Source organism: Parabacteroides sp. AF14-59, from assembly GCF_003479515.1.
In the GTDB taxonomy this organism is placed as follows: domain Bacteria; phylum Bacteroidota; class Bacteroidia; order Bacteroidales; family Tannerellaceae; genus Parabacteroides; species Parabacteroides faecis.
Window position 1 is genome coordinate 309,129 of record NZ_QUHH01000002.1, and the last position, 26,158, is coordinate 335,286.

The following is a 26,158-nucleotide window of genomic DNA, read 5'->3' on the forward strand; positions in this document are numbered from 1 at the left end:
TACTGTTTTCATGTTATTAAATTATACTCAAAGTGTATGGCAAAAGTATGATATACTTATAAAATAGACGATAACAAATCACACATAAACTATTACAAACGTCGCTTTACACTGAAAACAAGGCACTATTTCTTCTAAAGAGTTAATTTATATAGCTTCAATGAGGAAACTTTATAAGAACCGTCTTCAGACTGGAAACTGATACGATTGTAAGGAGCATCCGGAAATACCAGATTAGTCATAACGAACTTACCCTCTTCACCGAAGGCCTCTATACTGGACTTATCTACAAACAAACGTATCTGTATCTCCTTCGTTTCAGCAATCGGTGCAACAGTTACAGCCGGGAATTCTTTACTGAAATCTACTTTGCCACTCAGACTACGGTCCATCACAAACAGTTTACGTTTCATATCGTAATACATGTCCACCTTGTTCCCCTTTTCATTTGAGAGGCAGAATTTGACTTTCCCGGCACTTATATTCTTTATTGTCATTTCCAGTTCGTACGTACCGGAATTATCCTTAAGTAATTCCGCGATATCATAAGTGTCGCTTACGTTAAAAGAATGCATCGATACTTTTTCCTTACGGATCTTCTTTATTTCAGGAGACGGAGACGACTTCAAATAAAGCTCTCCTCCCTGATCGTACAAAGTCAGATCACGTGCTATCGTATTCTCTCCCCGATACTGTTTGGTTGGAAGTATAGCCTGATACTGCCAGTTACTCATCCACCCCAATGCTATGCAACGTTCCTGGGGAGCATCGCTCCACGTTACAGTCGCGTAATTATCTTTTCCCCAGTCCAGCCATTTCGTCACTGCCGGCGATTCGTTTACAAATGTTTTACCATCGAAAGAACCGACAAAATATTGGGCGGCACTTCCCCCGAAAGGTCCGCCAGGATTCAGGTTGCAGATCAATACCCATCTCTTCCGACCGGTCCCCTCAACGGGAAGCTCCACCAGATCCGGACATTCCCAGACTCCGCCATGTGCCCCCTGTTTTGCACCGAAAGTACTTTCTTTCTTCCATTCTTTCAAATCGGCAGAAGTATGAATTTCCATCTCCTGACCTACAGCCAACAACATCACCCAATGCTTATCCGGTGCATACCAGAACACTTTCGGGTCGCGAAAATCGCGTTCCGTGGATGTCAATACCGGATTATGTGCATATTTGGTAAATGTATATCCGTTATCCAGACTGTATGCAAGACTCTGTGTCTGGCAATCTCCCCAGGGAGTTGGCTTTGCGGAAGTATAAATGGCAATAACAGCACCGGCTCCGAAACCCGCCGTATTATCATGGTCTACCACGCAAGAACCACTGAATATAGAACCCCAGGCGTCAGGAGCCAGCGCTATATCTTCATGTTTCCAGCTTACCAGGTCTGTGCTGGTGGAATGCCCCCAGTGCATGTTTCCCCAGGTCGAACCATAAGGATTGAACTGATAATACAAATGATACACGCCATCCTTATAAAACATTCCGTTCGGATCGTTCATCCACCCGTAAGGCGGTGTATGGTGATAGACAGGACGATAAGACTCACGATTTGTCAGATCGAACGTATCGGATAATTTAATTTCTTTCCAACAAAGAGAGGATTGAGGAACATTCTGCACGTCGATCGCAAGGTCCTTTCCTTCAAACCCGGTCAGGTCCAGCGGCACATAATAATCGACCTTTTCTCTCGCCATACGAACATTCATTCCTTTCACTCCCTGATTATCGACTACGACATACACTTTTCCTTCCGGAGCACTATCCTGAACAGGAAGCAGTACAAACCTTGTCGCCGACTTAACCGACAGGATATTCTGCTCATTGGCAAGATGCCGGATGGTCAGCGAAGTATCTGCCGCATTGACTATGGATGCTATTCCCAATAAGAATCCCATACATGCCGTTTTTAGTTTATATATATACTGATCGTGTGTTTTCATGGTACGTTTATTCTTTTGATGTTCTACTTACTTAATAATAGCTAATCTTCAGATTACTCACTTCCACAGTTCCCGAATAACAATTGACAGACCATGTGTTTTGCTGTACACCATAAATACGGTTTGTATAAGCCACGTTATCATTTATATAAATCACACAAACCGAATTATCCGTACAAACGGTCACGTTATATACATGATCCGTAGGAGTATCGAACAGATAACCATCTATTCCGGCGATAAAACCTTTACCGCTCTCACCTTCCTCTTCAAAATTTATTTTCCGTTTATTACCGTTGTCTTCCGGATTCAGAACTACCGAATAATACTTTTCTGAATCGGTGCCACGGGCAAAGGAGAAACCGAATTTATCCGCATTACCGGCTGTTTTCACCGTAAACGATATCTTGTTATGTACATTCAAACGATTGAAAAGAACATACGAACTACCTGTCAACGTGTAACTACCACCATTTTCAGATACACTGTTGCTTTTCTCCATCACCTTTACGGTCGATTCCGTTGTATACTTATTACCAATGCCGTCTATTAACCCAAAAGATAATGTACCGTCTGCATGCTGAACAATTTTATGGGCGACAAGGTTTCCTGCCCACTCCGGTTCATTATCCGCACCGACATCCGTATTATCATTGCCCGGACGTGTCGGACACCATCCCCAAATATAACGATTTGTTCCATCCGAAGCCGTTTTTCCGGCATAAAAAGCACGTGAATCCAGAACACCTTCTTTATTATCCGGAAAGGCAAGAGGATCGGTTGTATTTTTCAACTCATCCAACGTACGGCCTTTAAAATACTGTACCTTACGGGAGTATTTCGACATATCCGAATAAACCAGATACCACCAGTCTCCCATCTTGAAAACGTCGGGACATTCATAGAAGCGATCCCAGTGCATTGACATAAATATACCCGCATGTTCCCAGTTATTCATATCGGCAGACGTATATTCAGCCAATACTCCTTTCCCATCTTTGGTCGTAGAAACAAGCATATGATATTTTCCGTCTTCTCCTTCAAAAACATACGGGTCACGAAAATCATTTTTGCTATAACCATTGATATCTCCCTTCAGATAAAAAGAGCGGTTCTTTGTCCAGGTTTTAAAGTCAGGAGAAGTCGCCACCATCACAACCTGACCGTTATCGGCAGACGTAGGACGATATTTATTGCCTGTATAGAATGTGTAATACAATTTATCGGCCGGATTATAAATCGTACTGCCCGTACCGATAGCAGCATCCTGCTCCGCCAAACCTCCGCAAGAGATCAGTTCTCCCAACGCCGTATATGAAGCCGCATCTTCAGTGCTTAACGCCCAGACAGGATGGTAAGTTCCGGCCTGGTTCGGCCGGAATTCCTGTAAGTACATTATTTTAAAGTCTCCTGCAACCGGGTCGTAAAAAGGCATCGGGTCGCCTACATAACCGACATAAGGTTTATAATAAGTATCAAAACTCATAGCATCGGTCGGAGCGAAATAAGTCGTGGTTCCATCCCAGTCTTTCTGTGTCAGGACCGGATCGTTGTCGTCACTGCAACCGACAAATGATGTCAGTAAGGCAGTCAGGGCAAATGAATATATCATTGTTCTCATAATTTAATTTTTTATTTACTCATTAAATAGTTGATTGCATTCTCTGTCATCCGGCCAACATTCCCGTGATATTTGTCACCCGAAGCATCTACCCCGAAGGCATACCAATCGTAGCAACCGGAACCGATACAGACAATTCCGCCTTTGGTTTCTTCCGGTAGGTATTCCCAAACCACAATAGCACCGTCACCGCCATAACCCAGATCGACTCCGCCGGTCTTTTCTCTCCATACATCATTATTATCATAGCCGCCCCAGTCAGAGCCGATATGCCATTGTGCCGTACTGTTGGTTATCCTGTATCCGGCATCACAGGTGTAAACCTTATCATTTTCACCGCTATTCATGATCAGGTTCTGATAGATAGGATGAGATTCGTGTCCTGCGATAAAGAAGTTCCACGGACCTCCGGCTATTTCACCCGATTCTTCCGACTGTCCCCAACAGTTATTCGGATTGTTCCCGTCTTTAGTCGCTCCCAGTTTAGCCGCATAATAGGTCGCATAACGGGTCAATAACAAATTCATACCGTCATTGTACAACTCTTTCATCCTGACTAAAGCATTAACAGCCTGCGGAGCCGCTTTATCAAATTTGTCCATCGTATCGATGCCTCCGTCGATATGCAGATGCCACCACATCAGTTTACATTCACTTAAATCGATTCTTCCTGCCTGAACATCTTCAAAAGAGATGTATTGTGAATTTGCTATATTATTCAGCATCCAGATTGCCGCTTCTTTCTCTTCTGCATTCAATTGGTCCATGGACGCAGCCAAACCGACATATACGGCACTTGGGGCATCTGTAGGAATAACCGTTACTTTATAAACCGCCGAAGCCGTGTTATATGTTACTTTGAAATCGACAGGATCGGTAAAATCGACAGCCTGACCGGAAGCCGGAGTTACAAGGGCATCTTCCGACGTCGTTATCACCGGCACCAGATTCCTCACATCCACAGTGCCAGGAACACGCACGGTAATAGTATGGTTAGTCTGGTCGATTACCCCGGCATACGTATCATTCAACTTGAAAGAGATTATCTTAGCCTCATCATGTTTTATCTGAACTGTAAAATCCAGAAAAACATCTCCATTTGAAACCTTAATTACCTGAGGGAAAGAGAAATTTACCATATCGCCCGGCTGTATGGAAGTGACAGCACCCTCAGAAGCCTCAATAGCCGTAACCTTCATGGCGTCCGTTTGATATATTTCGGGAACCGCCACTGTTACCGTTTTTGTCGTCCGGTCTATGATTCCCTGGTAATTATCATCCAGTTCAAGAACCGTCAGCCAGGTATCCCCATCCAACTGAAGATCGGATTTATTGTCATCACTACATCCCGGAAGAACAAACAGTATCGTAAATCCCAGAAGAAGCAAACTGATTTTATTTATCATTGATTTCATATGTTTATGCTTTAAAAAGATTATTATTACCAGCCTCCACAGTTCTGTGTATAGTTGCCATTGCTGGCACTCATCTGGGCAAACGGAATCGGTAAATACTCATTCTTATTCTTTGTGAATAAAGCGTTCGAATAGATTGTACAATCATTGGCTTCCTCTGCATAGAACTTATTCAATACCTCAGCAGCCTCTCCCCATCTGACCAGGTCGAAGAAACGCTCCGATTCCATCGCCATCTCTACACGACGTTCGAACTTCAATAATTTGAGGGCATCCTGCTGCGGGTAAGTTCCGGCGTAAGGTTGCACATTAAAACGTACGCCATATTCCAGTTCATAATCCGAGATCGAAGACGTGCTCTGCCTGGCGCGGTTACGTACCTGGTTGATCAGGTCTATAGCCTCATTGATACGGCCGTCGTTCAACTGGATCAATGCTTCGGCGCGCATCAACAATACATCCGCATAACGCAATACGATCCGGTTCATCGGAGATCCCCACCAGGATCCTTTTATCAGATAACCTCCATCAGGATCTACATTCTGTTTCAAAGTCACGTAATAACCATAAAGTCCGTTACTACGGCTCCAGGTTGTAGATTCGTCCATCATGTATTTCTTATTGAAAGCATAAGGGAATCCGGGCATTCCGACAGTCAGGAACAAACGAGGGTCTGCATAATCCGACTGCGAGTCATAATCTTTGCTGTTAAAAGAATCGAATACCGGATGTCCGGCCGCATCTGTCCTGAATGCGTTCACCAGGTTCTGGCTCGGTTTATAGAAATCGCAACCTCCGTCAGTCACTCCGGGTATATTCGGCACGATCAACCCGTAAGACCAGTTACAGTTACCGTTATTTGTCCCGTCATTCATGGAATACTGCATTGCCCATAAAGATTCCGGCCCATTCTCATACTGAGGTTCCGGACGGAAGTTTGAATGGAAATCCGGCTCCAGCGCACAACCTCCAGCCGACATAATCGCATTCTCCGTATATTTCACCACCTGAAGCAAATCTTCAGAACTGATCCCCGTAACTTCATGAGATCCTGCGTTATCCTGATGATACGCCTTGTAGAGATAAGTTTTTGCCAGGTATGCTGCCGCTGCTGCTTTTGCCGGACGTCCTTTTTCCGCTTGTTTTACAGGCAGATTCTCGTAAGCAAACAGAAAATCATCGGCGATTTGTTGCCAGCCTTCATCGTTTGTATAGGTCGTATTCGACAAATAATTGTATTCTTCGGGCGATAAGTTTGCATCGTTGGCAAATACAATCTGTTTGTACAGGCGTTTCAGTAAGAAATGACCATGTCCGCGCAGAAAGCGCATTTCTGCAATACGTTCCTGCTTCAACGAATAATTGGTTCCATCTACCTGTTCGAGCAACTGCAATGCAGTGTTGACACGCGAAATACAGTTATACAGACGTTGCCACATGTCGCTGATATTCCAGGCAGTGGTCATGATGCCCTGTGAAACGTCCAAAGCATGAAACACATCTCCGTCTTCCGTACCGTTTCCTCCTTTATAAGCGTCATCCGAACGTACGTCGTAGTTCCACATAGAGAAAGAGGAATTGATATCTTCGGCCGTGATCCATACCGCATAAGCCGATATAACCAGATTGTCTACATAAGCAGGATCTTTCAGCTGTTCGTCACTGATCGTTCCCTGAGGCACCTGATCTTCCAGAAAGTCGGAGCAACTACTGCACATCAAGGTTAGCCCTAAAATTGTTGTATATATTATTCTTTTCATGATAAACCGATTTATTGTATTAAAAACCTACGTTAATGCCAAATGTCAAATTCATCGGAATAGGATAACCATAGTTTGCATTTTCCGGATCCACTCCCGTAAAACTCTTACTCTTGATAGTCAGTGCATTCTGAGCACTTAAATAAAAGCGTAATCGTTCCATCTTTATTTTTCTGGTCAAAGACTGCGGCAGATTATAACCTAACTGGATATTACGCAGTTTCAGGAAAGAACCGTTTTCCACGAAATAGGTAGAAACCCGCTTTTCATTATTCAAATCACTGCGTGATAATGCTGGAATATCCGAACCGGAATTAGTTGGCGTCCAGGCATCCAGTACCCGCCTGCCTTTATTCAGGAAACCGATATTCAACCCACTCCACAAATCCGTTTCTTTTTTCAGGTCGCTGATGACATCTACTCCCTGAACGCCTTGCCAGAACATGGTAAGATCGAAATTCTTATACTCCAGATAGATATTCAAGCCATAGCTGAATGCGGGAGTAGGGTCGTAAATCCATTGCTGATCTTTTTCATTGATCACACCGTTATTATCCAGATCGCGCCAGCGGATACGTCCCAGACCGGCCCCTTCCTGCGTTGCATGGTTATCTATTTCTTCCTGCGATCTGAAAATGCCGTCAGTGACATAACCCACCTGCGAACCGTTGGCATGTCCTATCACGCTCTGCACACCGTTACCTCCAAAAGTACCGTTTGCCGCAACCGTGGCCGGTAATGCGGTAACTTCATTCCTGTAAGTAGAGATATTCGCACTCAGATCATATTTCAAACCGAAAGAGGTCGTATTACGGTAACCCAGATTAAATTCAAAACCGACGTTTTTCATTTCTCCGGCATTGATCCACTGAGTACTGCCTTCGCCCATAGCGGCAATACCGGCCATTTCAACCAGAATATCCGTTGTCTTTTTGTGGAACCAGTCGAGCGAACCGTACAATGTCTGATCGAGAAGAGAAAAGTCAACCCCCAGATTAGTCTGTGCAGTCGTTTCCCATTTGATATCATCATTACCGATCTGATTCCGTTTAAATCCGGACTGAAGGATACTTCCGCCATTGGTTCCGGCAATATCATAAGAGGTCCCGTAGCTTTGACCTCCCGACTCCGTAACGCCGTAATTAGGAACATAGATCGTATGCCGGGCTATATTGGAGATTTCCTGATTACCGGTCTGCCCCCATGAAGCACGAACTTTCAGATCGTCGAGCCAGATAATGCTTTCCATAAACTTTTCACGTTTCAAACGCCACCCCACAGAGAAAGAAGGAAAAGTGGCGTACCGGTTGTTCTTTCCGAAGCGGGAAGAACCGTCATGACGTACGGTTAAAGAGACCAAGTATTTATCGTCATAAGCATAATTGAATTTCCCGAAATAGGAAACCAACGAATATCCTTCGGCTATACCGTAAGCCTGGGCTGTTCCCGAACCGGCATTCGGCCACATATAATCAGGGGTAAGAATAGAGAAATCTTCTTTATAACCGGAGAAACTCATATCATCTTCCCGGTTAAGCTCCATACCGACCATAGCGTCACCACGATGTTTACCCACTTCCAGATTATAGGTTGCGATCGCATTCCACATCCATTTCGTCCAGTGTTCCTGTTTTGCTTCGACAGCATTTTTATCGTTTGCCACATTTCCTTCGGTAATCGGATAAGTAAAAATACGCTGTGCTTTCTGGGCATAATCCAATCCGAAAGTGGAGCGGAGATTAAAGCCTTTGAACGGATTCAGGTTTATATAAGCATCACCGAACATACGCCAGTAGGTATAACGATTGTCCGAATTACGTTCGAGTCTTGCTACCGGATTTTCACGATCGGGATATCCTCCTACCGGGCCGGCATATTCTCCGTTAATAGTATATACAGGCAAAGAGGGATTGAATTGCAATACATTCTGCAGGAAGCCACCCGGTGCCTGTACTTCAGAAGTACGATTCAAGGTAAAATGTTCACCGATCGTCAGAACTTTCCCAATCAGATTATAATCAGAGTTCATACGGGCTGAGATACGCTCGAAATCAGACTCTTTAATAATACCCAGGTTTTTATAGTAACCCAAAGAGAAGAAAGAACTTCCTTTTTCAGAGCCGTTGCTTACCGATACATTATATTGTTGTATAATACCGGTACGGGTCGTTTCGTCAAACCAGTCGGTATCCGCTGCCGGAACCGTATTGGCCGCATCCAGATATTTAGACATGCTGATACTGTTCAGCAACGGGTAACCGTTCGGATCATATCCCCAATTATATTTGTAACCCAAGGCATTGGTATTGGGGTCCTGTCCTTCATTGACATAAGCCTGCCACATGGCACGGCCATACTGTTCGGTATTCAGCACCTCCATTTTATTCGTGTACATAGAAGCTGCAACAGATGCGTCGAAGTTGATCTTCAACTGTCCTTCCTTCCCCTTTTTAGTCGTAATGATGATTACCCCGTTTGCGGCTCTCGAACCGTAGATGGAAGCGGAAGCGGCATCTTTCAGAACCTGAATGGATTCGATATCATTCCCATTCAGCTCATGCATGCCGGCTTTCGTCGGTACTCCGTCGATAATATAAAGAGGATCGTTGTTATTTAACGTCCCGATACCGCGAATACGGATCGTGGTGTTTCCGCTCGGATTACCGTCGGCTGTAATATTCATACCCGGGACACGTCCTTGCAATGCTTTCATAGGGTTGTTTTCATTTTGCTTTGCAATATCGTCCATGCTGACCACCGATATGGCACCGGTCAGATCAGCTTTCCGCTGGGTGGTATAACCTGTTACGACCACTTCTTCCAATGCCTGCGAATCGTCTTCCATAACGATCTCCATCTCCGGAGCAGCCTTCAACGTGATTGTCTTATAACCTATATAAGATATGGTCAATGATGAGCCGGCCGGCACATCCAGTGTAAATTTACCATCCAGGTCGGATACGATCCCATTCGTGGTTCCTGTCTGCACAATAGAGGCACCGATAACAGGATATCCGTCTGATTTGGCTGTGATAACACCTTTTACAGACACCTGTTGTGCGCAAACTGTCTGTATAAAAAATAACAGACAGACACTGAGGCACCATTTAGTGAGTGATGTTTTCATGTGTTTAAATTTATTTGTTGAACAATTATTTTCGACAAAAATACCACCCGCCTGAACAGCCGACGATCACAATCCTGCTCAAGTCGATAATAAATGTAACATCTGTAAGAAAAAGCCTACAGCATGCGACATTTGTCATAATCAGATGACATTTGTTATATTTTCAATCTTACTGGAATTCGGAAGGAGTCATATTATACACCGCTTTAAAACATTTCGAGAAATAAGCGGGAGAAGAGAAACCTGTCTGATAGGCTATCTCGCTGACTGAATATTGTTTTTGTTTAAGTAACTGTGCCGCTTTTCCCAGGCGGTAATTACGAAGAAAGTCGACAGGAGTCGTTCCGGTCAGTTCTTTTATCTTACGGTGTAAATGCCCACGTGACAGGCCCAGTGTGTCACTTAGTTTTTCGACGTTAAATTCCGGGTCCATATAAATTTCTTCTATACGTGTCACAAATTTACGAAGGAAAAGGTCATCCATATTTTCCACTTTCTCCGGCTCTGACATCAGTAAGTTGCTATCCTGCAATTTATGCAACAGTTGTTCCCGCAAGCGTCTGCGTTCCTCCAGGATACGGACAATGCGGATCTTCACATAGTTGATCCGGAACGGTTTCTGGATATAACCGTCCGCACCGCCTGAGATACCGTACATCCGCTGACGTTCGTCAGACAAAGCCGTCAGGAGAATCACCGGTATATGGCTTGTCAGCAAATCCGTCTTTATCGACCGGCATAACTCAAAACCATTCATCTCCGGCATCATTACATCGCTTAACACCAACGAGACTTCCTCATCCTGCAAAATTGCCAAAGCGACTTTTCCATTGGTAGCTGTCAGAACACGGAAGTTAGCGGACAGCTCTTTTTCCAGGAAGCTCCGCACCTCATCGTCGTCCTCCACAATAAGAACCGTATAAGGATACTCCTTGCTTACCAACGCTTTTTCTTCCGAATCATCCAACTGGGAGGCATCATAAGCCAGCAGCGAGACAGGCGTTTCCGTTATGTAATCCCCTTTCAGTTCTTTTTTATCTTTTCTGAGACTGACGGTAAATAAGGACCCTTTACCCAATGTACTATCGACAGACACCTTTCCATTGTGCATCCGGACATATTCATCCACCAAATGAAGGCCGATACCGGTACCAACCCGGCCATTCTCCGAATAAAAGCGGTTGAATAAATAAGGTATATTTTCCTCTTTTATACCACAGCCGCTATCTTCGACACCAATCTCCACCCATTCTCCCTTATCGTAAAGGGACACACGAATCTTTCCTCCTTCGGGAGTGAATTTGAAGGCATTGGACAGCAGATTAACCAGAACCTTCTCTATCAGGTCGGCATCCATCCAGACAGTACACTCTTTCATCTCCGGGAAGAATGTATAATCGATGGAACGTACCTTCGCCATACTGTTGAAATAAGACTTCAGCTCGCTGACAAAAGAGACGATCTCGACTTCGCGGATCTTTAGTGTCTCCTGTTTATTCTCCACTTTCCGGAAATCCAGGATCTGATTGATCACCCTGAGCAAACGGCCTGCATTCTTATGGATCAGTTCCAGATCGGATATATAGGGCGAATCATGCAACAAATTAAGCAGCTTGTCCAGCGGGCCGAGTATCAGAGTCAACGGAGTACGTACTTCATGGGAGATATTCGTAAAGAACTGCAATTTAGAGGCTGTCACCTGTTCTATCTCTGCATTCAGCGAAATCAGTTTACGCCGTTGCTCCTCTTCTTTTTTATTGATCTCATGCAATTCATGGTTTTTAATACGCACCTTCCGGTTGATAAAGAAGACATAGACAGATAAAGAAATAAGCCCGATCATCAAAAGCATGATAATCCCCAGCGAATCCTGCAAGAAATAAAAGCGGTTCAGCAGTTCGAGCATACGATTCCTTTGCGTCTCTATGCGCTGCTGATAATTGCTCAGCCGCTCGGATTGGAGCAGAAGGGTTTGAGCAGCCGCCTGATCTACCTGGCCGCTAAGCAAAGGGATGTATTTATTCACATGTTCCTCTCTTATCAACTGCATGGCGGTCCGTATAACCTGTTCCCCTCCGGTCGGGTAAAGGAAAGAAGCATTGATCCGCCCGTCTGCCACAGCCTCCAGTCCGGCATGTGCAACGGCATCCATCCCGATGATATGCAACTCCCGGCCGCGAACGGAGTCCAAAGCCAGGAAACGCTCACGTGCGGCAATCGCCATCATGTCGTTATGGGAATACACAAAATCTACCGGCTGGGAGAAATCGATATCTTTCAGACATTTTACCACCACATCATACCGCCAGTCTCCTTCTATCGGACGGAAAGCCAGGTCTGTCCGGTCTTTCAATGCAGCCTGAAAACCTTTATGACGTTCCTGAGCCGGAGAAGAAGCCATCATACCCCATATTTCAAGTATAGTAGCATGTGGCGGCAAATATCTGGCAGCATACCTGCCCGCAGTAAAACCAAGTTCATAATTATCGGCACCGACAAAAGTGGTATATTGGTCCGTATTGACTTTCCGGTCGGTAATAATAGTCGGAATACCTGCCCGGTAGGCCTCTTCCGCCACGCCGGTAATCGGGTCGGACTGGAAAGGAGAGATGATCAGTATATCCACTTTTTGAGCGATCAGCTCACGGATCTGTTTAATCTGACGATCGTTGTTGCTGTCGGCATCTTTTATCACCAATTGGATATTATCATAATTGGATGCTTCGATCTCCACTTCCCGGATCATCTCCTGCCGCCAGGCATCATCTAACATACATTGGGAAATTCCTATCACATACTTCTTCTCCTTATCGGCATGGTTGCAACCGACAAGAAGACTTAAAAGAAGTAGTATCGATAAGATATGCCTCATGGCTTACAATTATGGTTTTTATCATATTTTGCCCCTATAACGGGATCTGTTTTATCCTTACCTGAATGCTGTGCCATCACTGTGGCAGTCTTGTGCCATCACTGTGGCAGTCTTGTGCCATCACTGTGGCACTACCCTGTCACTACTATGAAAAATAGAAGAGACAGGGTCTTCTGTCTAGTTATGTACCAATGTCCCGATATTCTCTCCGCTCATTACCTTCTTCAGATTACCGTTCGTATCCATATCGAAGACAATGATAGGCAGGTTATTCTCCTTACACATCGTGGTTGCCGTCAGGTCCATTACTTTCAGGCCACGTGTATAGATTTCGTCATAAGTGATATCCGAGAATTTGGTTGCCGTCGGATCTTTTTCAGGATCAGCCGTATAGATACCGTCCACACGAGTTCCTTTCAGCATCACATCAGCTTCGATCTCAATTCCTCTCAAGGATGAACCGGTGTCGGTTGTGAAGAACGGGTTACCCGTACCGCCTGACATGATCACGACATTCCCCTGTTCCAACAATTCGATGGCACGCCATTTATTATAAAATTCACCGATCGGCTCCATGCGGATAGCCGTCAGAACCTTTGCCTTTACACCTTGTGCGACAAGGGCCGAACTTAATGCCAGACTATTGATCACCGTTGCCAGCATCCCCATCTGATCGCCTTTCACCCGGTCGAAACCTTTGGAAGCCCCGCTCAGGCCACGGAAAATATTTCCTCCGCCGATCACGATCCCGATCTGTACGCCCATTTCGGCAATCTCTTTGATCTGTGCTGCGTATTCGTTCAGACGAACTTCGTCGATACCATATTGTTTTCCTCCCATCAGCGATTCACCACTGAGTTTCAGGAGAATTCGTTTGTACTGTGCCATCTCTATCTATTTTAATTTCTAAATGTTCTTCTGCAAAGATAATGCAAGTCGGGAGCAGAATAAAATGAACTCGTTCATTTTTTATGCTGAGGCGCAGCTTATCTCTGCTTTAAGGCAAAAATACAGTATTTCAATCAGCAAACAATATCAGAAGGTAATTATTCCGGTATTATTTAATAAAACTGTATAGTGCATGTAACAGGTTTGTAATACCGCCACTCTACTTTTGTTATCGAAATGAAACACACTTTATTCCTTATTTTGAAGACACTAAGAAAACAACCAAACCTTCTTCCTAACTTTATGTTTCCCCACTACTTTCAGCGGAAAGAGATGGGGAAACGTTGTTTTTATATTTCATATTTTTTCTCTTTAAGCCGGGAACAATATGCCCCGGGGTTCTGTTTCATATATAAATAAACCAGACAGAATCATTTAAAATAAAATAGTTATGAAAAATGTATTAATTGGCATTGCAGCCGGTATCGCAATTGGTTATGTACTCCGTAAGATGGAAGACGATGGTAAATTCAAATGTATCCACGACGACATGAGTGAGTTGGCAGACAGAACAAAAAAGAAATTCAAAGATGTTGTCGACAAAGGTGTCAATCAGGCTGAATACATCGCCGACCGTGTAGAGCATGTTACGGAAAAGGCCAAAAAGAATTAATCATATTAGAAGCAAATAGAAGAGTATAGAAGCATTTTGTCACGAAAATAAGTAAAATAGACTTAAGTACATGACAAAAAGACACTATAGTTTTTCTATGCACTCTGGCACACAGTTTGTATATTGATAGATGAACGAAGGGTTCGGAAAAAGCCCGGAGTTCAATAAATTATTGAATGTGTAACTTAAATAGAGGAGATTTAATTATGATGCCGATCAGAAAAAATCAAAATTGGTTACCGAGTATCTTCAATGATTTCTTCGATAACGACTGGATGGAAAAAGCTAATTCTACAGCCCCTGCCATCAATGTGATTGAAAGCGAAAAAGATTATAGAATAGAATTGGCTGCTCCCGGAATGACAAAGGACGATTTCAACGTTCGTATCGACGACGACAATTGCCTGGTTATTTCGATGGAAAAGAAAAGTGAGAATAAAGATGAAAAGCACAACGGACGTTATCTGCGCCGCGAATTCTCATATTCAAGATTCCAGCAGACAATGATATTGCCGGATGATGTTGATAAAGATCAGGTCAGTGCAAAAGTGGAACATGGTGTATTAACAGTAGATGTTCCTAAAAAAGCACCTGTAGAAGCAGCTAAATTGCATAGAAACATTGAGATTAAATAATCTCGGAGCCAACAGATGAATAACCCCCGACGGAATTTCCGCCGGGGGTATTTTTATCTTGTTACTTTTTAGGTATGAACATACTGATCCCGATCGGATAATGGTCAGACAGATAATCATTGTCCGGACCATTATAAATTTGTGCATCTACACAATCCGGACGCAGACTGTCGGTTACAAAGATAAAATCGATCCGTTCCTGCTGACGGCGTAAAGCATCCCCCTTCGGTGAACCTGCCAATATCCGGGAAGGAAAAGAATAACGCTGGCTGTCAGGGGTGAACATATAACAGATATCATGTAAAGATGCAGCCATAAATGTGGAGATAACAGCATAATCTTCCAGATGTTCGTCTGTCCAGGAGGCATCAAAAGGAGAATGGGCATTCATATCTCCCATCAACAGACAGTTGGTTAATTGGTTACTGTTTATATAGTCGACGATATTATCAGCTTCTTTCTTACGCTTCAGACGGTCGGAAGGATTCAGATGTGTCACCAGGAAATCCATATCCAACACTTTACAGTGTAACAGCCCGTGACCGTAGCCATCTATCTTTCTATCGATCACTTTGAGCGGAGTTCTGGAAGTGAGACCAACCGGATAACCGTTCTCCTTTACAATAGCGACATAAGGATGGCCGTAACCGGCAGCCAATTCTTTCAGTTTCGCTTCGGTGAAACCGCAAAGTTCGTTCAAAGCCAGGACATCGGGCGACTGTTCTTTAACCCAGGCGGTAAAGCGTGCGATACGATCTTTGTCCGCACCATTACTGAAACCATCCATGATGTTATAAGAGATGATCTTGATCTTCTGACGATCCGTACGCCAGTCACGTTCATAAGACTGTGCCGTTATACCGGAACAAACAAATAAAATAAATAAAAATAGAATTACTTTGCCGATTGATACTAGTTTCATGGTGTTCTTTTATTAGGTTCAATAGTAAATTATTCAGCATTGGTTCAATGCTTCCCGCTCTGTACCATAGATACTTCCTTGAATGCATAGCGTCTCAACTCCCCGTCAGGCAATTCGAGGATAAGATGTCCCGTCAGCTCTATCCCTTTAATACAGGCTTCAAACAGACCTTTCTCATCCCGGTACGGATAAAAGCCATTCCCCCGGTACAATGCTGCCATATAATCATTCCGGATATCGTCCTCCTTCTCTCTGATCAGGTCGATGTAACGTTCGTAAAGATGTTTCTGGAATTTATTCAAAACTTCTGTCCGGTCGTATTCCTGTCCCGTTATCTGAGCCAGTGAAACCGGATTCGGTGCATCACTCAGGAATTCCTGTTGATTTATATTGATACCGATACCAAGTACGGAACAATACAGTTCACGCCCCGACAGGTCATTCTCGATCAACATGCCGCATATCTTCCGGTCACGCCAATAGATATCGTTCGGCCATTTCACCTTTACATCGTCTACATATTCGTCGAGCGTTTCTTTTACGCTCAATGCAGCTATCTGGGAAATCAGGAACTGACGATTGGCAGGAAGAAAGTCGGGATAAAGGATCACACTAAACATCAGATTCTTTCCTATTTCCGATTCCCAGGTATTACCAACCTGTCCACGCCCTGCCGTCTGGTATTCGGTAACGACGACACTACCCTCCGGCAACGGCTCTTTCCCGACCAATCCCCGTAGATAACTATTGGTGGAGGTCGTCTCTTCTAAACGGATGATCCGTGGTATTTCATTTCCGTCACTCATTGTATATCTCCCTTATTTTTTTCGGTAGCTTGGCTATCACTTCACGGTAAGAATGCTGAATCCAATAACGGATCTCATCATCAGGCATATCACGTTCCAGAAAAATACCGTTCCAGTATTTTTTATTGAAATGGTAAGCCGACTCGACAGCTTTATAACGGTCGCGTAATTCTTCCGTATAATCCGGATTACATTTCACCGAGATCGTAGGTTCTTCAACATCCAGCGGCAAAAGGGCAAACATCTTATTTTCCACCTTAAAGACCAGGGAGACATCGTCGAACGGAAAGCATTCTGTTACATTCTTCAACGACAGACAATATTCACGGGCTTCTTCTATATTCATACGTTTTCTTTGTTTTTATTTATCGGCAAGGGGCGTAAAAAGCACCATCGATATGTTCGATCTGAAATCCTTCTTTTCCTTTAATCAGGGTGATGATATCGAAACGGACCGGCAGTTCCAGATTGAAATAACGGACATAGGCATCCGCAGCAGCCACGATACGCCTGATCTTTTTATTATCGACAGCTTCCTCCGGCGACAAGAGATAATCTTCCGAACGGGTTTTCACCTCAACGACAATCAGTTCCTCATCTTTCGTCGCAACAATATCCAGTTCATAATGATGCCACCTCCAGTTGGTATGCAAAATCGTGTAGCCCTGCCGGATCAAATAGTCACGTGCTTTCGCTTCACCATCTCTCCCTAAATCGTTTTGTTCAGCCATCTCATTAATTTGCACAAATATACTGTTTTTCTTTTTTATTTGGCCTTTCACTTGTACATTTGCACAATATGGCAACAAATCGGAAATACTCGCAAGCACAGCCGAATCGCCCGAGGGTGCATAAGGTTACTTTTATGCTCAACGAAGAAGAGCAAAAGGCCGTCGACCGCTATCTTGCCAGATATAATATCGAAAATAAATCCCGTTGGTATCGGGAAACAATCCTTTCACATATACTCAAAACGCTGGAAGAGGATTATCCTACCCTCTTCAAAGAAACGGAAATGAGACGATGAATCCATTTAATGACGAATATTTTATGAAACAGGCACTGGTGGAAGCGCGTGCTGCTGCTGCCGAGGGAGAAGTACCCGTAGGTGCCGTGGTTGTATGTAATAACCAGATCATTGCCCGTGCCCACAATCAGACAGAACGCCTGAACGATCCGACCGCCCATGCGGAAATGCTGGCAATTACGGCAGCTGTCAGCGTATTAGGGGCTAAATATCTAACCGGATGCAGCCTTTATGTAACGGTAGAACCCTGCATTATGTGTGCAGGTGCCATCGGTTGGGCACAATTAAGTACGATCGTGTACGGTGCAAGCGATGAGAAAAGAGGGTATCAGGAATATGCGCCGAAAGCATTTCATCCGAAAGCTATCGTAAAAAAAGGTGTGATGGAGAAAGAATGCGCAGAAGAGATGCAGAAATTCTTCCGGCAGAGAAGATAAGAGAATGAGAAATCCCGCGTCAAGCACGGGATGATCGTTACTGTAATTACTTCACTTCCTCGAAGTCAACATATTCGCCTTCATCTTTAGCAAAGATCTTCTTACGGTTAGCCGAGGCATAATCGTCCTCGGTAGTATGCGACTGATGTTGCCCGCTAGAGTAACTGCTTGTCTGACGACGCTGTTCTCCCTTCTTTGTATTGCTGCTTCCACTACCGAATAACATATTCTTAAATGTACGCAGGATAGAGAATCCCATCAGGAACACTAACAGGATGAAGAAGAAAAACATTACAAACAAAAACTTAAACATAATACTTCGTTACTTAGTTGGTTTATAAGAGAAACATATAGAACAGACCTCTTGTTTATTGTCTTTTGTTAAAAATAGACAAGAGGAGATAGAGAAGAATGGTCCCGGCTATACCCAGCATACCGAACAGGGCAACGAACAAGACTGCACAACCTACTAATATATAGCGTCTTTCATTACCTTTCCATGCAACCGATTTGATCTTCAACGAGAACATCGGAATTTCTGATACAAGTAATAAAGAGGTAGCCAAGGCCACCGCCAGCGTAACCACAATGAACAACACAGGATTTGCCTGTGCCAACGGAGCCAGAGAGTATCCGGCAGAAGCCCAGAACAGGGCATTTGCCGGAACCGGCATACCGATAAACGATGTTGTCTGCCGTTCATCGATATTGAACTTGGCAAGACGCAAACCGGAAAAAGCTGGGATCACGAAAGCCAGATAAGGAATATAACGGCCGATCTCTCCCAACGAAAGACTTGCCTGGCTAAGCATCCAGAATACAATCATACCGGGTGCAACTCCGAAACTAACCATATCCGACAATGAATCCAATTCCTTCCCCATCGGGGAATAGGCTTTCAGCAAACGGGCGGCAAACCCATCCATGAAATCAAAAACAGCAGCAATAATGATCCATATGGCTGCCCACAACAAATTACCCTGCAAAGCCACTACAGTAGCGATGCAACCTGATACAAGACTCATGCAAGTGATTGTATTGGGTATATGCTTTCTAATATTCATCTTTTGTATATTTTCCGGATTCTATTCACACGGGCATTTACTTAACCGCGCGATCGGCGTCTGGTTACCGGTTACCTTCTGATCCATTTCGATCAGCACTTCTGTCCCTACCGGCAAATAAACATCTACACGCGACCCGAACTTGATAAAACCCATCTGTTCGTCAACATGACATTTTTCTCCAACCTTGGCATAGGTGACAATACGCCGGGCAAGTGCGCCGGCTATCTGACGTGCCAGCACATCCACTCCGTTCTTGGTAGTAATGACAACAGCCGAACGTTCATTTTCGGTGCTGCTTTTCGGTAAATATGCCGCCATGAATCGTCCGTTATTATGGGAAACATGTTTCACTGTTCCGTTTACCGGGAACCAGTTGGCATGCACATTGAATACGGACATAAAGATAGATATCTGCAGACATTGCCTATGAAGGATCTCGTTCTCCATCACTTCTTCGATCGCCACAATCGTACCGTCGGCAGGTGCGATCACCAATCCTTCCGAATCGTAGGGGAAACGGCGGAACGGACTACGAAAGAAATTCAGTATCAGCAAAAAAAGAATCGTTGAAATGGTAGCAACGATATAGAACAGTATCCCCTTACCCACGGTATGGTATAATGCGACATTTACGACAAATAAAACCGTAAATAACGTAAGTAACAGGCCAGTCCCTTCTTTATGTACTTTCATTCTTCCTTTAAAGCTGCGTTTTTATTTCAATTTGCAAAAGTATTCATTTTTACGGAATAACAAAACAATTCAGTTGACAATTGACAGTTGACAGATGACAGTTGTTTGTTTGAGTACTTAACTGTCAACTATCAACTGTCAACTGATACTATATTCCCCAACTCCACGTACCAGAGATAACCTTCTACCCTCTCGTATCCCATCTCGTTGATCAGTTTCATATAATTCTTTACCTGATTATGATGTCGTTTGTCCTGTATTTCACCGAATTTATAGTCTATCACGGTCACTTTTTCATCCGAAATCATTACCCGGTCAGGACGTTTGGATAATCCTTTTCCAAAAAGGATATCGACCTCATTCAGCACACGTGCCGTACCGTCGTACCAGGGAAGAACCTCCGGTGTATCCAACAACTCTTCCAAACGAACAATCAGCAACTCTGCTTCTTCCTTATTTATGACACCTGACAGACGATAGCTTTCAACAGCAGAAGGAATATCTTTGCGGGTCCGTACCTGGCTCAGCACCTCATGCATCAAAGCTCCGTGCTTACGGCGGGCATTATCAAAGAAAAAGCCTTTTCCATGCAAACGTAGTTGCAAACGATCGTCAGGAGAGATCGAACTGATACGGGCCATCGTTATCTCCTCCGGACTGTGTTCATCCGACTTTGCAGCCGAAGGATACCACCAATTGCCCAACTCAAAAATACCGGCTTTCGTATCAAAAGAAGATGGCAAAGAGACCAGCGTATCTCCTTCACGGGTATCGTGTACCTCCACATATAAGGCTGCCCACAAAGCATCGGCTATGGAAGATATTTTTTCAACTTCTCCCGTTTCCTCCTTAATCTTCTTCGGACGAGGAGCAAACACGATCAATTCGTCTTTGGAACGGGTGAAAGCGACATACAGCGTATTCAGGTTATCGATAAAGGCATGTAGCCGTTCACGGAAATAATCTTCCGCAAAAATGGTATTGCCCAAGGACTGGCTGTAACGCACAGGCACCAGATGCAACCGGTTGAAAGGCTTCGTTTCAGGCTTACACCACAGGATAACCGGCTTACTGGGTTTATGATCTATTTCCCAGTCTCCAAAAGGAATAATAACAACTTTGAAACCTAATCCTTTTGACTTATGAACGGTCAGGATACGGATCGCATTCTGTGCATCCGGAGTTGCGATCGTTTTACGATATCCCGTTTCATCCCACCATTTAAGGAAACGACTCAGGTCAGCACTTTCTTTCTGAGTATATTCCGATACCATATCCAGGAATGCCTGGACAAAGACTTGTTCATTCTCCTGAAAATCTCCGGAGAAGAGACGGAAAAGCCCTTCCGATATTTCATACAACGACTGACGGGAGAGGGTTTGTAACTCTGCTGCTATCTCCGGCGGAAAGACATTAGCGGAAGTAACCACAGAATAGAGATTCGAATGGTCTTCATCTTCTATCGTTCCCTGCAGGATCCGGTAGGAATACAATGCGGTCTGTTCGTTGATCTTATCTTCCGGATTTCTCAGATAACGCAATAGGGCGATCATAAAACGGACTGCCGGCGACCCGCTAACAAACAGAGCATCATCAGAGATTATATCGTAATGATAACGATCGGACGGGTTCGATTCTTTATAGGAAAGCAACTTATCCGCCACCATCGCCCCTTCCATATTGGTTCGGACCAGAACAGCAATATCTTTCAAGTCATAACCGTTATCCTGCAACTGTTCGACCACACCAGGCAAACGATCCAGCGCCTCCTCTTTCCAGTCTTTCTCTTCATCACCGGTCAGGAATTCGATCTTCACATGACCGTCTTTCTGTTGAAAAGGCGGAGGTACCTGCTGATAACTTTTAGTATAAGCCGACATGATCTTTGTCAGATAAGCAGCACGCTGCTCTTCACTTAACGAAGAAGTCAGCAAAGTTTCGTTATAGACGGTTTGCAAAACACCCGGAAGAGCAGTAAAAAAGGTATTATTGAATTCTACGATATTCCGGCAACTACGCCAATTCTCTTTTAATGTTTCTTCTTTTACCTCCCCGGACGAAAAATCGGCCTGTACCTGTTCGTCCAGTAATTTCCAGTCGGAGTTGCGGAAACGATAGATACTTTGTTTCACATCTCCTACGATCAGATTGGCTCGATCGTGAGCCAGGCTTTCTTCTATCAGCGGACGGAAATTATTCCATTGCATACCACTGGTATCCTGAAACTCGTCGATCATATAGTGATCCACATGCGTTCCTGTTTTCTCGTAGATGAACGGAGCATCGCTTCCGCCGATCACCTTATTCAGCAGCTCCGTTGTATCGGCGATCAGCATGACATTCTTATCTTCGCGGTAAGAAGCAATCTGCCGTGAAACATCTGTCAGAATCCCCAAAGTATAGTAATAACGGACAATCTCACGGGCAGTATTATAAGCAGTCAGATTTGAGAACAGGGCTATGATCTTCTTGATGCAGTCATTCAGTCCTTCCTCAAATATGCAACCGATAATCTGACGCGTCCCGAGAGGAGTTGTTTTCGTAAAGCAACCCTCCAGGTTATCAGCCAAACCGATAAAAGTAGCGGTCGGCTCTTTCATTTCGCCTTTAGCCAGACGATCCAGCAAAGTGAGCGGCGAACGGCTTCCTCCTTTAAAATCAGTCGTACGGATAGCATATTTATTAAGCAATGCCAGTCCACTCTCTCCTAACCGTTTCGCTTCCGCCTCTACCGAACGGATAATGCCGAATAATTCATTCTTATAGTTTTCAAGTGCTTCCTTGTTCTCGATATCCTTAGCGACTTCTTCACTGGAAGCCTTATAGCTTTCCTTAAAAACTTCACGGCTCAGGGACATGATATCTTTACGGAGATTCCATTCTCCTCCATTCTCGATTTTATCTTCTGCAAAACGGAGCAGCCAGCCTAATAATTCCTTACTTTCCGGTTTTTCCAGATCAGCCAATAGATTATCGACAGCCGTAGTCAGTACCAGTTCCTGATCCATTTCAATACCATAACCACCCTGTAAACCGATCTCACGGGTAAAGGCCCTCATGGTTTGCTGGAAAAAGCGGTCGATTGTGCTTATATTGAATGCCGAATAATCGTGAAGGATATCGATCAATATCTCAGTAGCCTGTTTACGGACTTGTTCTTCAGTCAGAGAGTAAGTCGAGCACAACGACTCCACATAATCGGATTTACGACCGGATGAGAGATTGTAAAGTTCCTCTACAATACGGCCCTTCATCTCATCGGTAGCCTTGTTGGTAAACGTTACCGCCAGGATACGGCGATAAGCCCCCGACCCGGCAAACAATAAGGTCAGGTATTCACCGGTCAGCTTATGAGTCTTTCCCGCTCCGGCTGAAGCTCTGTAAACAGTTAGCATATTATCTCAATTAATTAGACCTTATATGACCCGACTTTTTGTATAGCCTTCCTTTTGCAATATCTCGAGCACCTTCTGGCGCAAATCTCCCTGCACGATGATCTCGCCGTCTTTGGCAGAACCACCCACACCGCATTTTACCTTCAGGAACTTGCCTAATGCCTCCAGATCGTCCGTCGTTCCACGGAATCCGGTAATCAATGTAACGGCTTTACCTCCCCGGTTACGTTTGTCCAGTGAAATACGCAATAGCTGCTTTTCTTTAGGAAGTGTATCCTCTTCTTCCTCTCCCCCTGTATTATATTGAAAATCCGGATTAGTGGAGTACATTACTCCCAAACGGTCTTTCCAGTCATTACTCTTCATAACTCATTCAATTTTATTCGGTTCAAAACTACAAATTAACGACGGGATAAGCAAAATTACAAAGAATAATACATATCTTTGCTTGAAATAGACTGAATTTCATAGCGTCGTAAAATTCATAATTGTGCGTATGAAAAGACTTTTTTTCATATTATCCTTTATACTACTAACCTGTCGTTCTTTAGCCCTCCCACACGATAAAGACGATTACATATTAGTTGTGCATTCCATAAACTTCAGCGAAGTATGGACACAAGGTATTTACGAAGCGATCAACAACACTTTCGCCAAAGAAAATATGTCTGTAGTCGGAGAAGAACTCTCAATACCTGCCATGAAAGATACGACAGACGTAAATGAGAAAGTCGGGATATTACGAAAAAAATATACAGTTCCTCCAAAAGTGATTGTTTGTATAGGAGACCCCTCCTGGCTGGTCTGCCGACCTCTTTTCGAAAAGGAATGGAAAGGTGTTCCTACTATCATCTGCCATTCCCAGGAGTTGATCCCTACCAAAATAGAGTATCTTCTGGGCAGGGACTTGCAAACCATTCAACACATGGCTCTCACAGAAGATCAGGTAAAAGGATACAATGTAACCAGATTAATCCAACCTCTCTTTGTAAAAGAAACCATCGAAACAATAAAGAAATTACAACCTGAACTGAATAAGATAGTCTTTATCCGCGATAACCGGTATATCAGCTTATATACCGAGCAAGAACTGTCGAAAACAATGCAGGCAGACTTTCCCGAATTAAAACTGAAGGTCTTGTCGACTCCGGACCTTTCTACCGAAAATCTGCTGGATAGTTTAAGTCTTTACGGCAAAGAAACCGGAATCATCTATTATTCCTGGTTTGTATTCAAACAAACTCAAGAAAATCATTATCTGATAGATAATGTGCAAAAAATGACCAACAGCTTTTCGCAACCCCCGGTATATCTTTTGGCAGACCTGAACATCGAAACCGGCAACTTTGCAGGAGGACATTACATCTCAGAAAACGATTTCAGCAAATCCGTAATCTCCACTATCCGGTTGATACTGGGAGGAACAGAGGCACGGGATATCTCAACTCATATCGGAGGAGAACCACATACGCACCTTAACTACCAACATCTTTTCAACCACGGCATCGAACCATCCCGTTTTCCGTTGAATGCCATTTATTATCAGCAGCCTCCAACCTTTTTCCAGAAATATAAGATACACATATTTAGTGCATTTGCGATCATCTGCCTGCTGGCAACAATAGCAGTGCTACGTTTCCGTCTTTATTTCCAAAAGCTCAAACAAGAGGAAGAACGGCGTGAAAAAGAAAAAGCAGAAGAAGCTAACCGCTTAAAAAGTGCCTTCCTGGCAAATATGAGCCACGAAATACGGACACCATTAAACGCAATCGTAGGCTTTTCCAACCTGATAGCCCATTCGGAAAGCCCGGAAGACACGATAGAATTCTGCAATATCATAGAAACCAATAATGAACTCTTGTTACAATTGGTCAACGATATCCTGGACCTGTCAAAGATAGAAGCCGATCAACTGGAATTCACGTTCTCCAATATCAATGTGTCCGCCTTGTTCATCACATTAGCACAAACTTTCAAAAGCCGGCCCAAAGAGGGAGTGACACTGGAATATTCAATCCCGGAACGACCTTGTTATATCTATTCGGAGAAGACGCGCCTGACACAAGTCATAACCAACTTCCTGACAAATGCTTGCAAGTTCACTTTCGAAGGCTGTATAAAAATGGGATATGAAGAAACAGGGAACGGATTGCGCTTCTATGTTTCCGATACCGGCAAAGGCATTACCAAAGAAAACGTACCGCATGTTTTTGAACGGTTTGCCAAATTCGACAACTTTATACAGGGAACAGGATTGGGATTATCTATTTGCCAGACCATCGTAAAGCGTCTGAACGGAGAGATCGGCGTAGAATCAAAAGAGGGGAAAGGAAGTACATTCTGGTTCACAATCCCCTGCGAAGTTCATCACGAAAATATAGTTATTTCTGGATCAGCACAGTAGCATAAGCTGCAATACCTTCCTGGCGTCCGGTAAAACCCAGCTTTTCAGTTGTTGTCGCCTTGATGGAAATATCATCTTCGTCTACCTGCATCACTTCTGCCAGAGTCTGCTTCATCGCAGGAATATGCGGATTCAGCTTCGGACGTTCAGCAGCAACGGTTGCATCGATATTGCCCAACTCATAACCGGCCTCACGCAGCAATTTCATTGTGTCGCGTAATAATATCTTGCTGTCTATATTCTTGTATTCACCTGCCGTATCGGGAAAATGATAGCCGATATCGCGCATATTCGCCGCTCCGAGCAAAGCATCGCAAATGGCATGGATCAACACATCGGCATCACTGTGTCCCAGCAGTCCTAATGTATGCTCTATCCGAATACCGCCCATCCATAACTCCCGGTCAGGGACCAGGGCATGCACATCATAACCAAAACCTACACGTATCTTCATACCTTCAACT

22 protein-coding genes are annotated in these 26,158 nt (G+C 44.1%); 5 read left to right on the top strand and 17 right to left on the bottom strand.

All coding sequences use genetic code 11. The features are described from left to right. Positions 1 to 134 precede the first annotated feature (134 nt). The 7 genes from DWW23_RS03455 to pyrH all read right to left on the bottom strand — a co-directional run bounded on the left by DWW23_RS03455 (position 135) and on the right by pyrH (position 13,635). A complete protein-coding gene (locus DWW23_RS03455) occupies positions 135 to 1,952 on the bottom strand; it encodes a DUF4980 domain-containing protein (protein WP_122351886.1) in 1,818 nt (605 codons plus the stop codon). Between the two features lie 31 nt (positions 1,953 to 1,983). Further along, positions 1,984 to 3,573, bottom strand: a complete 1,590-nt coding sequence (locus tag DWW23_RS03460) for a glycoside hydrolase family 32 protein (RefSeq protein WP_122351887.1) — start codon at positions 3,571 to 3,573, stop codon at positions 1,984 to 1,986. An 11-nt stretch (positions 3,574 to 3,584) separates the two neighbouring features. After that, complete coding sequence (locus DWW23_RS03465) at positions 3,585 to 4,988, bottom strand: DUF4960 domain-containing protein (RefSeq protein ID WP_122351888.1); 1,404 nt, start codon at positions 4,986 to 4,988, stop codon at positions 3,585 to 3,587. Between the two features lie 26 nt (positions 4,989 to 5,014). Beyond that, positions 5,015 to 6,748: a RagB/SusD family nutrient uptake outer membrane protein gene (locus tag DWW23_RS03470; RefSeq protein WP_122351889.1), complete on the bottom strand. Its 1,734-nt coding sequence runs from the start codon at positions 6,746 to 6,748 to the stop codon at positions 5,015 to 5,017. Between the two features lie 19 nt (positions 6,749 to 6,767). Beyond that, positions 6,768 to 9,875, bottom strand: coding sequence for a TonB-dependent receptor (locus DWW23_RS03475; RefSeq protein WP_122351890.1), 3,108 nt, complete (start codon positions 9,873 to 9,875; stop codon positions 6,768 to 6,770). 169 nt (positions 9,876 to 10,044) lie between these two features. Next, positions 10,045 to 12,747 carry a substrate-binding domain-containing protein gene (locus DWW23_RS03480; protein WP_122351891.1) on the bottom strand — a complete coding sequence of 901 codons (2,703 nt, stop codon included), beginning with the start codon at positions 12,745 to 12,747 and terminating at the stop codon, positions 10,045 to 10,047. Positions 12,748 to 12,924: 177 nt separating this feature from the next. After that, positions 12,925 to 13,635 (bottom strand): UMP kinase, encoded by a 711-nt coding sequence (pyrH, locus tag DWW23_RS03485; protein WP_005867363.1) that lies wholly within the window; start codon positions 13,633 to 13,635, stop codon positions 12,925 to 12,927. A gap of 451 nt (positions 13,636 to 14,086) precedes the next feature. On the opposite strand from pyrH, the gene DWW23_RS03490 reads away from it, so the two are divergent. Next, on the top strand, positions 14,087 to 14,308 hold the full coding sequence (locus DWW23_RS03490) for a hypothetical protein (RefSeq protein WP_122351892.1): 222 nt from the start codon (positions 14,087 to 14,089) through the stop codon (positions 14,306 to 14,308). A 206-nt stretch (positions 14,309 to 14,514) separates the two neighbouring features. Beyond that, a complete protein-coding gene (locus DWW23_RS03495) occupies positions 14,515 to 14,943 on the top strand; it encodes an Hsp20/alpha crystallin family protein (RefSeq protein ID WP_122351893.1) in 429 nt (142 codons plus the stop codon). A gap of 61 nt (positions 14,944 to 15,004) precedes the next feature. On the opposite strand, the gene DWW23_RS03500 is transcribed toward DWW23_RS03495, so the two are convergent. The 4 genes from DWW23_RS03500 to DWW23_RS03515 are packed head-to-tail and all read right to left on the bottom strand — an operon-like array spanning position 15,005 to position 17,402. After that, positions 15,005 to 15,865, bottom strand: a complete 861-nt coding sequence (locus DWW23_RS03500; protein ID WP_122351894.1) for an endonuclease/exonuclease/phosphatase family protein — start codon at positions 15,863 to 15,865, stop codon at positions 15,005 to 15,007. 44 nt (positions 15,866 to 15,909) lie between these two features. Continuing rightward, entirely contained in the window at positions 15,910 to 16,671 is a 762-nt protein-coding gene (locus tag DWW23_RS03505) for a biotin--[acetyl-CoA-carboxylase] ligase (protein ID WP_122351895.1), read from the bottom strand. Then, positions 16,664 to 17,017, bottom strand: coding sequence for an MmcQ/YjbR family DNA-binding protein (locus DWW23_RS03510; protein WP_122351896.1), 354 nt, complete (start codon positions 17,015 to 17,017; stop codon positions 16,664 to 16,666). Before DWW23_RS03510 ends, DWW23_RS03505 begins: the two co-directional genes overlap by 8 nt. Positions 17,018 to 17,036: 19 nt before the next feature. Beyond that, a complete protein-coding gene (locus DWW23_RS03515; protein ID WP_122351897.1) occupies positions 17,037 to 17,402 on the bottom strand; it encodes a YraN family protein in 366 nt (121 codons plus the stop codon). A gap of 68 nt (positions 17,403 to 17,470) precedes the next feature. On the opposite strand from DWW23_RS03515, the gene DWW23_RS03520 reads away from it, so the two are divergent. Both DWW23_RS03520 and DWW23_RS03525 read left to right on the top strand, forming a co-directional pair. Continuing rightward, positions 17,471 to 17,698, top strand: coding sequence for a hypothetical protein (locus DWW23_RS03520; RefSeq protein ID WP_122351898.1), 228 nt, complete (start codon positions 17,471 to 17,473; stop codon positions 17,696 to 17,698). Beyond that, a complete protein-coding gene (locus tag DWW23_RS03525; RefSeq protein WP_122351899.1) occupies positions 17,695 to 18,135 on the top strand; it encodes a nucleoside deaminase in 441 nt (146 codons plus the stop codon). Before DWW23_RS03520 ends, DWW23_RS03525 begins: the two co-directional genes overlap by 4 nt. Positions 18,136 to 18,181: 46 nt before the next feature. On the opposite strand, the gene DWW23_RS03530 is transcribed toward DWW23_RS03525, so the two are convergent. The 5 genes from DWW23_RS03530 to DWW23_RS03550 form a co-directional block, all read right to left on the bottom strand. After that, positions 18,182 to 18,448, bottom strand: coding sequence for a DUF4834 family protein (locus tag DWW23_RS03530; RefSeq protein WP_122351900.1), 267 nt, complete (start codon positions 18,446 to 18,448; stop codon positions 18,182 to 18,184). 55 nt (positions 18,449 to 18,503) lie between these two features. Then, positions 18,504 to 19,199 (bottom strand): CDP-diacylglycerol--serine O-phosphatidyltransferase, encoded by a 696-nt coding sequence (pssA, locus tag DWW23_RS03535; RefSeq protein WP_122351901.1) that lies wholly within the window; start codon positions 19,197 to 19,199, stop codon positions 18,504 to 18,506. 21 nt (positions 19,200 to 19,220) lie between these two features. Continuing rightward, positions 19,221 to 19,895 (bottom strand): phosphatidylserine decarboxylase family protein, encoded by a 675-nt coding sequence (locus DWW23_RS03540; RefSeq protein ID WP_122351902.1) that lies wholly within the window; start codon positions 19,893 to 19,895, stop codon positions 19,221 to 19,223. A gap of 131 nt (positions 19,896 to 20,026) precedes the next feature. Next, entirely contained in the window at positions 20,027 to 23,290 is a 3,264-nt protein-coding gene (locus DWW23_RS03545) for an exodeoxyribonuclease V subunit beta (protein WP_122351903.1), read from the bottom strand. 21 nt (positions 23,291 to 23,311) lie between these two features. Next, positions 23,312 to 23,656, bottom strand: coding sequence for a translation initiation factor (locus tag DWW23_RS03550; RefSeq protein WP_122351904.1), 345 nt, complete (start codon positions 23,654 to 23,656; stop codon positions 23,312 to 23,314). 130 nt (positions 23,657 to 23,786) lie between these two features. Here DWW23_RS03550 and DWW23_RS03555 point away from each other — a divergent pair, with 130 nt between their 5' ends. Then, positions 23,787 to 25,694 carry a HAMP domain-containing sensor histidine kinase gene (locus DWW23_RS03555; protein ID WP_122351905.1) on the top strand — a complete coding sequence of 636 codons (1,908 nt, stop codon included), beginning with the start codon at positions 23,787 to 23,789 and terminating at the stop codon, positions 25,692 to 25,694. On the opposite strand, the gene ispF is transcribed toward DWW23_RS03555, so the two are convergent. Next, entirely contained in the window at positions 25,672 to 26,148 is a 477-nt protein-coding gene (gene ispF / locus DWW23_RS03560) for a 2-C-methyl-D-erythritol 2,4-cyclodiphosphate synthase (protein ID WP_122351906.1), read from the bottom strand. The genes DWW23_RS03555 and ispF overlap by 23 nt on opposite strands. Positions 26,149 to 26,158: the final 10 nt, after the last annotated feature.